The sequence below is a fragment of the Desulforamulus ruminis DSM 2154 genome, assembly GCF_000215085.1.
GTDB classification, from domain to species: Bacteria; Bacillota; Desulfotomaculia; order Desulfotomaculales; family Desulfotomaculaceae; genus Desulfotomaculum; species Desulfotomaculum ruminis.
On the sequence record NC_015589.1, the window covers coordinates 2,587,209 to 2,598,924 of the forward strand.

At 42.3% G+C, this 11,716-nt stretch carries 11 protein-coding genes; 9 read left to right on the forward strand and 2 right to left on the reverse strand.

Annotated elements, in window-relative coordinates:
- The first annotated feature begins 22 nt into the window (after nt 1-22).
- The 4 genes from rnk to DESRU_RS12885 all read left to right on the forward strand — a co-directional run bounded on the left by rnk (nt 23) and on the right by DESRU_RS12885 (nt 4,132).
- Nucleotides 23-436: a nucleoside diphosphate kinase regulator gene (gene rnk, locus DESRU_RS12870; protein WP_013842521.1), complete on the forward strand. Its 414-nt coding sequence runs from the start codon at nt 23-25 to the stop codon at nt 434-436.
- A gap of 148 nt (nt 437-584) precedes the next feature.
- A complete protein-coding gene (locus DESRU_RS12875) occupies nt 585-1,427 on the forward strand; it encodes a copper amine oxidase N-terminal domain-containing protein (RefSeq protein WP_013842522.1) in 843 nt (280 codons plus the stop codon).
- Nucleotides 1,428-1,650: 223 nt separating this feature from the next.
- Nucleotides 1,651-3,039 (forward strand): methyl-accepting chemotaxis protein, encoded by a 1,389-nt coding sequence (locus DESRU_RS21850; RefSeq protein WP_013842523.1) that lies wholly within the window; start codon nt 1,651-1,653, stop codon nt 3,037-3,039.
- A 238-nt stretch (nt 3,040-3,277) separates the two neighbouring features.
- Nucleotides 3,278-4,132: an alpha/beta fold hydrolase gene (locus tag DESRU_RS12885; protein ID WP_013842524.1), complete on the forward strand. Its 855-nt coding sequence runs from the start codon at nt 3,278-3,280 to the stop codon at nt 4,130-4,132.
- Between the two features lie 66 nt (nt 4,133-4,198).
- Here DESRU_RS12885 and DESRU_RS12890 read toward each other — a convergent pair whose 3' ends face one another.
- Entirely contained in the window at nt 4,199-5,362 is a 1,164-nt protein-coding gene (locus DESRU_RS12890; RefSeq protein WP_143758784.1) for an NAD(P)/FAD-dependent oxidoreductase, read from the reverse strand.
- A gap of 217 nt (nt 5,363-5,579) precedes the next feature.
- Here DESRU_RS12890 and DESRU_RS21320 point away from each other — a divergent pair, with 217 nt between their 5' ends.
- The 4 genes from DESRU_RS21320 (at nt 5,580) to DESRU_RS12910 (ending at nt 9,117) form a co-directional block, all read left to right on the forward strand.
- Nucleotides 5,580-6,155, forward strand: coding sequence for a CBO0543 family protein (locus DESRU_RS21320; RefSeq protein WP_049786799.1), 576 nt, complete (start codon nt 5,580-5,582; stop codon nt 6,153-6,155).
- 412 nt (nt 6,156-6,567) lie between these two features.
- Nucleotides 6,568-7,278 carry an exosporium glycoprotein BclB-related protein gene (locus DESRU_RS12900; protein WP_013842527.1) on the forward strand — a complete coding sequence of 237 codons (711 nt, stop codon included), beginning with the start codon at nt 6,568-6,570 and terminating at the stop codon, nt 7,276-7,278.
- Between the two features lie 78 nt (nt 7,279-7,356).
- Entirely contained in the window at nt 7,357-8,421 is a 1,065-nt protein-coding gene (locus DESRU_RS12905) for a glycosyltransferase family 2 protein (RefSeq protein ID WP_013842528.1), read from the forward strand.
- A gap of 219 nt (nt 8,422-8,640) precedes the next feature.
- The gene (locus tag DESRU_RS12910; protein ID WP_013842529.1) at nt 8,641-9,117 is read left to right on the forward strand and encodes a CBS domain-containing protein; all 477 of its coding nucleotides are present in this window, start codon (nt 8,641-8,643) and stop codon (nt 9,115-9,117) included.
- Nucleotides 9,118-9,121: 4 nt separating this feature from the next.
- On the opposite strand, the gene DESRU_RS12915 is transcribed toward DESRU_RS12910, so the two are convergent.
- Nucleotides 9,122-10,630, reverse strand: a complete 1,509-nt coding sequence (locus tag DESRU_RS12915) for a DHA2 family efflux MFS transporter permease subunit (protein WP_238446296.1) — start codon at nt 10,628-10,630, stop codon at nt 9,122-9,124.
- A gap of 273 nt (nt 10,631-10,903) precedes the next feature.
- Here DESRU_RS12915 and DESRU_RS12920 point away from each other — a divergent pair, with 273 nt between their 5' ends.
- A complete protein-coding gene (locus DESRU_RS12920) occupies nt 10,904-11,557 on the forward strand; it encodes an HlyD family secretion protein (RefSeq protein ID WP_013842531.1) in 654 nt (217 codons plus the stop codon).
- The last annotated feature ends 159 nt before the right edge of the window (nt 11,558-11,716 follow it).

An 11,716-nucleotide genomic window follows, 5' to 3' on the forward strand; every position in this document is an offset into this window, starting at 1 on the left:
AACTAAGAAAGGATTGGTGAATATGTCGAGATCCATTTATATTACAGAATTTGATAAGAAAAGGCTGCTGAAATTAATTGATGAAGAAAAGGAATTTCATCAAGGCAATAAAGATTATTTAAAAACCCTTGAACATGAATTAAATCGGGCTCATGTGGTGGATCCCAAAGAGGTTCCCGGTGATGTAATTACCATGAATTCAAAAGTTCTGTTGAAGGATTTAGATACGGGTGAAGAGATGATTTATACGCTGGTCTTTCCGGCGGATGCCGATCTTCTAGAGGATAAAATTTCTGTTTTAGCCCCTGTAGGTACAGCAATTCTAGGATATTGGGTTGGAGCTATCCTTGATTGGAAAGTTCCCAACGGGGTTGTAAGATTAAAAGTAGAAAAAATTATTTATCAACCGGAAGCTGCCGGCGACTATGAAATGTAGTATAAATTAATCCACTGCTTCTTGGGGGAGTTAGGCCCTTGCCGCTTTTGCTCTGATAACTACATATTAAGTTTTCTTTAATGAAGAGGAAACTGTATAAACATGTCGAATAAACCAGGGTGGAAAATATTTGAAAGGGGTATTATGAATGAAAAGGATGATCCTGCTTCTAACCACCCTGTTGATTTTATCCGTGGCAGGTTCTGCTTACGCCGAAACTAGCCAGGGGACTGTAAGCCTGATCATTGGCGATAATGAAGCACAAATCAATGGACAAAGCGTTGCCATGGCAGCCCCGGCTCAAATTATTGACGGAAGAACACTGGTTCCTTTAAGGTTTGTAGGTGAAGCCTTTGGTTGTGATGTCCAATGGAACAATACCGCGCAAACCGCTATTGTGAAACTGGTGAACCATGCAATTGAAGTACCCGTCAGCAAAAATCATGCTGTAATTAACGGGGTGGAAACAGAGGTCCAGGTACCGGCTCAAATAATTGCCGGAAGTACCTATGTCCCTCTAAGATTTATCGGTGAAAATCTCGGTGCAAAGGTTGATTTCAACTCCAATACACAAACAATTTTTATATCCATCATGACCTACTTAAATAAAGATCAGAACTTTAAAATGATTCTCCCTCCTGAATGGATTATTGATGAGGAAGTATCCGATGGAGTTAGAGTGATTGTTCCGGGGGAAGGTTATTGCCAGGTTGCCTTTGCTGATAAAGGTGAAGGTATTACACCCGATAACTTCAGCCTCTTCGCCGGTGAATGGCTGAAGGACTATGATGGCAAAAATAAGTTATCCCAGGATATAGAAGGAGTCATAGCCGGTATTGTATTTATTGAAGATGGACTGATCCAACTTCATTGTATAAAGTTATTGGACAATGGTATTTTTACTTTTGTCGGCGCCATCCCAGAGACCTCATTAGACGCCAATATTCAAAAACAGTGCGAGATCGCATTACGCTCTTTAAACAGCTTATAACTTCTATCTACCCCTCGTTTTTATGAGGGGTGTTTTTAATAGAGGGTCTGATTTTTCCAATTTTTTGACGATTGCATCATTATAGATTATACTCAAATCTCTGTGAGAATGGTTGTCAGGAGTCCTCAAGCACAGTATAGTGAATTGAAGCCTGCAATGATCAACAATCGATTTTTAGAGTTTAGGAATTACTTTTAAATTTTTATAATAGGGGGACTGTTTCTTGCTTACATTTGGAAAACGTAGCGTGTTACAAGAGGAATTAGAAAATCTGCAGGTACAATTTGAACTATTAAAGAAATCAATCAATGTTGGATTATGGGATATGACGGTCATTGCGGGGGATCCCGTGAATCCTAAAAACGCCTTTATGTGGTCAAATGAATTTAGAAAAATGCTGGGCTTTCAAGATGAAAAGGACTTTCCCAATTTATTGGAAAGCTGGTCCTCCAGACTGCATCCCCAGGATAAGGAACAGACTTTAGAGGCTTTTGCCAAACATTTAACCGATTATTCAGGACGAACCCCCTATGATATTGAATACCGGTTACAGTTAAAAAACGGGGATTACCGGTGGTTTAAGGCAACCGGCACAACACTACGGGATGAAAAGGGCGTACCCTTACGGGTGGTTGGGGCTTTATTTGATATTCATGACAGCAAATTAGAGCAGGAAAAACTGCTGACCCATTTGACAAGATTTGAATTAATCAACGAGGCTTTAAGCACAAATTCATCCCAAAGCGATGCTCCCTGGGATATGTCGGTGGTGGCAGGAGACCCGGTGAATTCCAACAACGAATTTTGGTGGTCTCCCCAATTCCGCAAAATGCTAGGCTATAATAACGAAGTTGATTTTCCCAATGTTCTCAGCAGTTGGAGCGAAAGGCTGCATCCAGATGATCATGACAGAGTAATCCAGGCCCTTGCAGATCATTTGAATGATCATACGGGAAGAACCCCCTATGCTGTGGAATATCGTCTAAAAATGAAAAGCGGTGAATACGCCTGGTTTTTTGCCAGTGGCGAAACCTTGCGGGATGAAAACGGCGTCCCCCTGCGGGTTGCCGGAACCCTGAGAAACATTACCCAAGCCAAAGAAAAAAGAGAACTGGAAGAACAATTATCCGATACTATGGCTCAGTTTACAGAAACCATTCGTTATATAACGGGTGGCATTAGCGATATAACGGCACATGCCCAGGATTTAGCGGAAACCTATGAAACAACCATTAAAGTTGCGCAAGAAACCAAGAATACCACCGAAAAGACCACGCAAATAACGGAACTAATTAAAAAAATAGCGGATCAAATTAATTTATTAGGATTAAATGCCGCCATTGAGGCCGCCCGGGCCGGTGAATACGGAAGAGGGTTTTCCGTTGTGGCGGAGGAAGTTCGCAAGCTTGCGATTAATAGCTCCGAGGCAGTGGATGAGATTGATAGCAGTATGAACAACATTAAAACATCCATTGAAAACATTCTTGAGAATATTAATAATATGAGTGCCAAAATCCAGTCCCAAGCTGCTACAACAGAAGAAGTGAATGCCTCTGCAGAAGAGATTGGCGCTACTTCGGAAACTTTATTAAATTTGGTCAACCAGATTTAACCAAGCCCCAGCCAATAAATTTTTACCAAATTTAATGTTCTTTTAAGGTAAGGTTGATATATTTATATCAATCCTCTCTTGCTTCGATTTATATAGAAACCCCTTCTTGAGCAGCACCGGTTGACGGTGCTGTCTTTTTTTGCCCTTTATATCATTCAATAAAAAATACTTTGATGGTTGATGGGCAGAGATGAAATAATAAAATCATCTTAATTACAGTTCGCGAAGGGAGTCTGCGATGTTACCCAACAGCCTAAAACAAACTCGTCTGACTGTAGCCGGTCTGCGAATCCACTGTATGATCGCCGGCAGGAGCGGCCCGCCGCTTATTCTCCTGCATGGTGGGGGGGTTGATTCGGCTAAGCTTTCCTGGGGGGCAAGTATCGGCCCTTTATCGGCAGTTCATCAGGTTTTTGCTCCGGATCTGCCCGGTTACGGACAGAGTGATAAACCGGATGTAGCCTACACCATGGACTACTATGTAGACTTTTTGCACCATTTGCTTCCTGTGCTGCATTTAGAAAAGGTCCGTATCATCGGTCTATCCCTGGGCGGAGGGATTGCCCTTGGCTTTGCGCTGCGGTTTCCCGAAAAGGTAGAAAAACTGGTATTGGTCAGTCCCTATGGGATTATGGAGAAGTACCCTTATCATAAACTGTCTTATCTCTATGTACATACCCCGATTAATGAACTATCTTACTGGTTTTTACGCCGCAGCCGCAAGTGGGTACGACAGAGTCTCTTATCGGGTGCCTTTCACAATCCCCAAAGGCTATCTCAAGAACTGATTGATGAGGTGTACCAAGCGATGCAATATCCTGATGCCGGAAAAGCTTTTGCCTCTTTCCAAAGAAGTGAATTTCAGTGGAATGGCGTACAAACCAATTTTACCGATCAAATCCATAAGATCGCGGCACCCACCCTGATCATAAACGGTTCCGAAGATAATCTGGTAACTGCAGACGCTGCTCAAAACGCAACGAAGCAGATAAAACATGCTAAAATCCATATTCTCTCGGAATGTGCTCACTGGTCACAGAGAGAAAAACCAAAGGAATTTAATCATGTCGTTTTAAATTTTTTAGATGGCTAATTGCTGTTCTTTAGAATAATATCTCCGTAAGTATCCATTGACTTCGATGTTATAAAAATCGCACTGTTAATGTGTGGGTGAAGAAGATGTTTCATGAAAATTGGGGGATTTTTGGGATTTTACAAAGGGGCTAACGGCAATGGCTCCATATTTTAACCAGTCAATGTTCGTACCATAAATCAGCTTTTTTAACAATTGATTATCTTCAGCAGCAACGATAGTATCAAACATTTCATCATCAATGCTGTCATAGAAATTCCTAACTTCACTCATGGTTGATATAACCCTTTTGTATTGTCGCGTTAATTGATCATAATCTTTATTCTCCGTAATTGCTTTGGCTGCTAGAACACCGGAAGCAATTGCCGTTGCAGCTCCCAAACCTAAAAATGGATCTAAGAAACCTCCCTGGTCCCCCACAAAAAAACAATTTTCCCACTTTACACTCATGGAATTGGCGCTTACATGAGTTCTATCATAAGTTCCAAGAAGGGTGGTCTTATCTAATATTTTTGTTTGCTGGAGAAAGTCTTTCCAGCAAGTATTTAACTCCTCCCAATCACTCAGATGGGGGATTGTAACATATAATGACGCTGTTCGGGAATTAAAGGGAGCTAAAAAGGCATAACCGTTTTTAAGAACCTCTTTGTTACCCCATACCACAACCGTGTTGGTCTCAAAATTTCCATGCAGCTTGGCCACTCTGGTATAAGCAACCAGATACTGCCTCCAGCCTTTTAAATACTTATCTGCAATATAATCCTCAGACCGACTTCCATTTGCTGCGATGATATAATCATACTTTTCTTTTAATAAATCAATGCTGACTCTCTTCTCATACAATATATTGGATTTCTTAATCTGCTTTAAAAGTTGATTGGTAACGGAGGTTGATTCCTGTCCCATGATAAAGCTAAATCCTATGTTTTCATTATCAATCACTGCCTTTGAATTTTTACTGTGAATGATTAATTTTTTTATAGACTCCAAAGGCTCTAACTCAATTCCCAGTAAATGATTTAAAAACTTCAGCGGCTCCGAGGTGATACTCCGGTAAGCCATGCTCAAGGCTGCGCCAACGTGTGAATAGTGATCCGATATAATTGCGTTTTGCTCGTAAATATCCGGATTGACTCCGTTTTTTTCCAACGTTATCCCTGCAGCAAGTCCGGAAACACCTGCTCCAATAATTGCAACCTTCAAAAAATCATCTCCACTATGATATTTCATTCAATGTAAGCCAAAAGATTTATCTATAATTTGTTTAAAAAAGGTTTAAAATATTCTAGCCCTCTTGAACACAGAAAAATTATCTAAGGGATCCTTTACCTGTATATTTTTTACAAATTATTTCATTCTTCACGGATAAATATTTTATATCAAAAATTGAAAAAATAAAAATGATATAACTTATGAACCAAAGGGACTTGCTATGAACACTCCCCCTATGATAGAAACTTATATTACAATTTTTGCTGTCGTATCCAGTCTGATCGGCTCTTACTTTATCATTCGTCTGAATTGGAAAAGATATGGCTTACTTTTTCTGATTAGCGGTATCCTAGCAAACATCCTATGCTATATCTTTGTAACCATGGGCTTCTATTCCTTTCCTTACCGCCTATTTCCTTCCCTTTCACCCATGCCCTTTGATGTAGTCCTAACCGTATTTCCTTTTGCTGTTTTAATCAGTGTACGATACAGTCCTAAATCCTGGTACTACAAAATCTTTTTTTATTGGTGTATCGTGCATATGGGAATGCTTGCGGAAACCCTTGTCCTTACACAAACAAAACTAATAAACTATGATTTTAAATGGGATTTTTGGGATTCCTATACTTGGTGGTGGATTTTTTTCTTGCTTTTTGAATGGATCGGGGGACGAATCATTCCTGAGCATTTAAGAAAGCCCATTTCGGCTGATGCATTTAAACTAGGGAATTGGGCCTGGATTTTATTTCATTTCATTGTTATCTTAACCATTTTTTTAGGCGGGGTTTATTTAGGATTCGTTTTGAAATAGGTTCATTGATAAAGCGTTTTTCACCCTGAAAACGATTATACTAACCCATTAAATAAATTTTAATCCAATTTAATGTTAATTTAATATAACAGAACTATACTTTAATTAATCCTCTCTTTCTTTGTATTTATATAGATCCCTTCTGCTGAGGCACCGGTGATTTCCGGTGCTTTTCTTTATGCCGTCCCGCCCTTCAAATCTTTTTACAGCCAATCCTGATTTTAATAATGGTAGAATCTTCACTTTTCCCGAATTTTTTCCGTGCAATAAAAACCACTACTAAAAACTCTAAACACATCTTTGTAACCATTAAATAAAATTTTTCATAAATATAAGATATGAAATTGGCTTTCTTTCTGGATGTAATTAAGAGAGAAAGCCGTTTATAGCAAATTAATTGAGGCTGATTAGATTGTCTATTAAAAACAGGCTGGTAGCAAATACTCGCCTTTGCCGCCCCCGCCCCACTGGGCCTACCGGCCCCACCGGCGCTACCGGCGCTACTGGGGCTACCGGAGCCACCGGGGCTAGCATTACTGGACCTACCGGGCCCACCGGGACTACCGGACCTACCGGCGCTACCGGGCCTACCGGACCTGCAGGCGATAGTGCGATTATACCTTTTGCCTCGGGCCTGCCGGTGGCACTGACGACCATTGCCGGAGGGCTTGCCGGAACTCCTGCTTTGATAGGATTTGGCAGCTCCGCCCCGCTGCTTACGGTTCTTGGAGCAACCATTGACCTTACAGGTGCGGCCGGTACACTGCTGAACTTTGCCTTTTCCGTTCCCCGGGACGGCACCATCACCGCCATCGCCGGATACTTCAGCACCACCGCTGCACTAACTTTAGTTGGAACGGATATTACCATTACAGCACAACTTTTTAGTTCCCCCACGCCGGACAATATCTTTACAGCAGTTCCGGGCGCCATTGTAACATTGGCTCCGCCCCTTACCGGCATTATCAGTATCGGAGATGTCAGCAGCGGCCTGACCACCGGCTTAGCCATACCGGTTACGGCCGGAACCAGACTGCTCTTGGTCTTCTCGGCAACCGCCGCAGGTGTTTCATTAATCAATACCGCTGCAGGTTATGCCAGTGGCGGAGTGGCAATCTCTTAAAATTATAACATCGACATCGAATCATCATGGGCAGACGAGTACTTCGTCTGCCCGTTCCTTAAATTCGGAGGTGACAGCTTGATTTCCCTGAGCTTATGCATGATTGTAAAAAATGAACAGGAAGTTTTAGCCCGCTGCCTTGAGTCCGTAGAAGATCTATTTGATGAGATTATCATTGTGGATACGGGTTCCATCGACTCAACGGCGGCCATAGCCAAAGGGTTTTCTGATAAAGTCTACGACTTTCCCTGGGTGGACGACTTTGCCAAGGCCAGAAATTATTCTTTCTCCAAGGCCACCATGGATTACATCATGTGGCTGGATGCCGACGATATTCTATTGCCTTCGGAGCTGGAAAAGCTGAAAGAGCTTAAGCGGACTCTCTCTCCCGACACTGATGTAGTAATGATGAAATACAACGTTGGCTTCGATGAAGGCGGGCGGGTTACCCTGTCTTATTGCCGGGAAAGAATTCTCAAACGGCAGAATAATTACGTCTGGCAGGATCCTGTCCATGAATTCATACCCCTCTGGGGCAAAATTATTGATGTGGATATTTCTATTACCCATGGCGAAAAAAACCGCACCCACAGCGACAGGAACTTAAAGATTTATGAGCGGATGCTGTCCCAGGGCGGAGAACTGTCCACCCGGGGCAAATTATATTACGCCCGGGAGTTAAAAACCCACGGGCACATGCAAAAGGGCATTGGACAATATAAGGCCTTCCTGGCCGCCGGGGACGGCTGGGTTGAAGACTGCATCAGCGCCTGCTTTGAACTCTCCTTTTGCTATGAGGATGACGAAAATATCTTCAACACCCTCTGTCAAAGCTTTCAGTACGCATCCCCCCGGGCTGAAATATGCACCAGAATGGGAGAATATTTTTTTAACCGTCATCGTTTCAAGGAAGCCATCTTCTGGTATGATCTGTCTCTTAAGCTTGAAAAGCCTACGGGCTGGGGTTTTATACTGGAGGATTATTGGGGTTATATTCCCGCTATTCAACTATGCCTCTGTTATTACAAACTGTCCGACATCAAGAAAGCCATCGAATATAATGATTTAGCCGCCGTTTTTAAACCCGATGATCCGTCGGTTCTGCAAAATAAACAGTATTTCCAAAAATACAACAGCTTATAAAAAATGACCCACTGGGGTTCAATAACATGGTTCATCTATTTAAGGACTGCAGAAATGCAGTCTTATCTTGCTTTTTGAAAATTTTTCTTAAAAGATCCATGATCCTTTCTTCTTTATGTTAAAATAAATTAGAATTCTAAATTTTCCAAGGTAAATTCTAATGGTGCCATTATTTCTTATAGTCCGAATTGGTTTTATCCGGTGAAAGGAGGATGTTTTATGGTTAACGCCGGTCAATTGATGAAAAAAGATATTTATACCGTCCGTGAAGAAGAAAAAGTCCATGATTTATTAAAGGTCTTTGTGGAGAAGCAAGTAAGCGGCGTTCCTGTGGTGGGAAAGGATCATACCCTGGCAGGCATTATTACCGAAGCAGATATCCTGCGTCAAATCCATCAGCCCCCCTCATTCATTGATTTTGTAAACTATTTTGTTGTGCTGGACTCAGACCGAGTGATTACCGGCCAAATCATGGAAATGTTGAACCGACCTGTGAAGGATTTAATGACCAAAGATGTCATTACGGTGGATGAAGAGACCAGTCTGGCAAAAATTTCTCAGATCCTCAGCCGCCGTAAATTTAAAAAACTGCCCGTGGTTGACGGGCAGAAACTGGTGGGAGTTATTAACCGAAGTGATGTCATTGGCTACTTAGTCAAAGAGTTTCTTCTGAAGAAAACAGACTCGTCCATTTAAAAAATTACTTGTCCGGGCCTGGGGATGGCATTCCTGCGGGCGCCGGTTTTTTCTTTTCATTAATTAAAAATATCAAAGGGATGGCTGCAAATACAAACAAGGCCGAGATCAGAAAAGTATCGTTAATGGCCAGGGCCATGGCCTGCTTCTGTACCAAGCCAACCACCATACTGATGGCGCCGCTGGTTGAGTCATCCGATCCGGCCCCGGAGGAAAGCAGCGCTCCCTGTACTTGTTTAATGATATTTGCTGCAACCGGCGAAGAGTAGGACACCCCTTCGGAAAGAGTGGCAGCGTGAAACGTCTGGCGGTTTTGCATAATGGTGGTCAATACGGCGATACCAAAGGAGGAGGCCACCTGGCGTATCACATTGCCCAATGAGGAGGCACGGCCTATGAGGTGTTTGGCCACCACATTCATACCTGCGGTCATCAGGGGCATCATGGATAAACCAATGCCAAAAGAACGAATGCACATAATAATGACTACCGTCATTTGGCTGGTGTTAACATCCAAATGATACATATCCAGAGTGGCCACCGCCGTGATGGTCACTCCGATTAAGCCCACCACCTTAGCTCCAAACTTGTCAAACAAGATCCCGCTGACGGGCATCATCACGCCGGAAACCATTGCCGAGGGAAATAATAATATGCCTGTATCATAGGCCGATAAACCCATGAGGTTTTGGGCGAATAAGGGAGTTAGAAATACCCCTCCATACAAACCGATGTTGATTAAACTTCCCACGATGGTAGTGTACAGGAAAGTTTTATTCTTTAACAATCTCAAATCCATCATGGGATCTTCACTAAAAAGTTCCACCAGTACAAAAAGCAATAGGGTGAAAAAGGATAGGATGAATAACATAACGATGTAATAAGAACTCCACCCTTCTTTGCTTCCTTGGCTTAAAGCCAGCAACAGGGCAAAGAATCCCACGGCGGCAAATAAAAAGCCCCAAAAATCAAATTTTGTATCTTTTTTTATGGGTGTTTCCTTCAATAAATAAATAGAAAGAAGCACACCCACGATCCCGACGGGTACATTAATAATAAATAAAAGCCGCCAGCTAAAATGTTCCAGAATGTAGCCGCCTACCGTAGGCCCCACCGCCGGTCCCATAACCGCCGCCATTCCCCAGACTCCCAGGGCCAGGCCAATTTTTTCAATGGGTACAATGCGATAGATTAATACCATGGTGATGGGCATAATAATACCCCCGCCAATGCCCTGAATAACCCGGAAGACGATGAGGGAATTACTACTCCAGGCAAAGGCGCACAGGATGGACCCCGCAGTGAAAGCGGCGGTGGACAAAATATACACCCTTTTGCCGCCAAACCGGTCTCCCAGGTATCCGGTAATGGGAATGACCACCGCTGAAGTGAGCATATACGCGGTAATGACCCATTGAATATCGTTGGCCGATACGCCAAAAATAGACATCAGTTTGGGGATGGCCACATTGATGGAACTGCTGTTTAAGATGGCTGCAAAAGCACCAATCACCAGGACAAACAATGGTAACCAAAAAGAAGCTTCTTTTTCTGCTGCTGTATGTGATTGCAAACAAGTTCACCTTTCTGAAAATTGATAAGATATTATTAGAATTCTAAATAATATGTTATAATTCTAACTGATTGACTGCATTCTGTCCATATCCCGAAACTTTACCATTTTAAAACAGCGGATTGGCCCAGGCAGTCAAAAAGCTTGGAAAAAGGAACAAAAATGGCGAGAAAATCCGGTTAAATCAATTTAAGAGGGGATTGACTTAAATACATGAAGAATAAAAAAATTTTACTCCTGGTGTTTGGAGCCATGCTGGTTACTATGGCCTTTGTATCTTATTATTACTGGTACCAAACCACTCATTATGTAACCACCGAGGATGCCCGTGTTGACACTCAAATCGTAAAAATTACCCCCCAGGTGGCTGGTAAAATACTGGAAATCCCCATTGAAGAAGGGGAACTTCTGAAACAAAACGATATTGTAGCCCGCCTATCGGATGCCTTCCTCTCACCGGGAGCCAACCTGGACTTAACCATTCTGCGCTCTCCCATTACAGGCACGGTCTTGAAAAAAATTCAAAATACCGAGGAGATGGCCGCCGTGGGACAACCCCTGGCGCTCATGGCCGACCTGAATGCCGTTTACATCACGGCCAACATTGAGGAAACCGAGCTGTCTAAAGTTCACCCGGGGCAGATTGTGGATTTTACCATTGACGCCGTGCCCAACTCCAGATTCCAAGGATACGTTGAATCCATCGGTGAGGGAACCAATTCCTCCTTTTCTTCACTTTCTGCCAGTACATCGGGCACTTTTACCAAAGTAACCCAGAGAATTCCTGTAAAAATCGCTATTCAGGATTTACAAGGAAAAAATTTACTGCCGGGAATGAATGCAGTAATAAAAATTCACTTGAAGTAAATTCTCTATGAATCTAAATAACCCTAAGTCCGGTAAGCATTTTTGCTCACCGGCTTTTTATTTCGATTACTTTAGACCAAGAATTTTTTAACAGCTAAGGTAAGTTCAGTGCTTTAGAATTATTTAATAAATATTTAAATTTTATTTATTAAAATGTAT

What these genes read in the sequence shown, in the direction of transcription:
- rnk (WP_013842521.1), top strand. Translation starts at nt 23, where the DNA reads ATGTCGAGATCCATTTATATTACAGAATTTGATAAGAAAAGGCTGCTG.
- DESRU_RS12875 (WP_013842522.1), top strand. Translation starts at nt 585, where the DNA reads ATGAAAAGGATGATCCTGCTTCTAACCACCCTGTTGATTTTATCCGTG.
- DESRU_RS12885 (WP_013842524.1), top strand. Translation starts at nt 3,278, where the DNA reads ATGTTACCCAACAGCCTAAAACAAACTCGTCTGACTGTAGCCGGTCTG.
- DESRU_RS12890 (WP_143758784.1), bottom strand. Translation starts at nt 5,362, where the DNA reads ATGAAATATCATAGTGGAGATGATTTTTTGAAGGTTGCAATTATTGGA.
- DESRU_RS21320 (WP_049786799.1), top strand. Translation starts at nt 5,580, where the DNA reads ATGATAGAAACTTATATTACAATTTTTGCTGTCGTATCCAGTCTGATC.
- DESRU_RS12910 (WP_013842529.1), top strand. Translation starts at nt 8,641, where the DNA reads ATGGTTAACGCCGGTCAATTGATGAAAAAAGATATTTATACCGTCCGT.
- DESRU_RS12920 (WP_013842531.1), top strand. Translation starts at nt 10,904, where the DNA reads ATGAAGAATAAAAAAATTTTACTCCTGGTGTTTGGAGCCATGCTGGTT.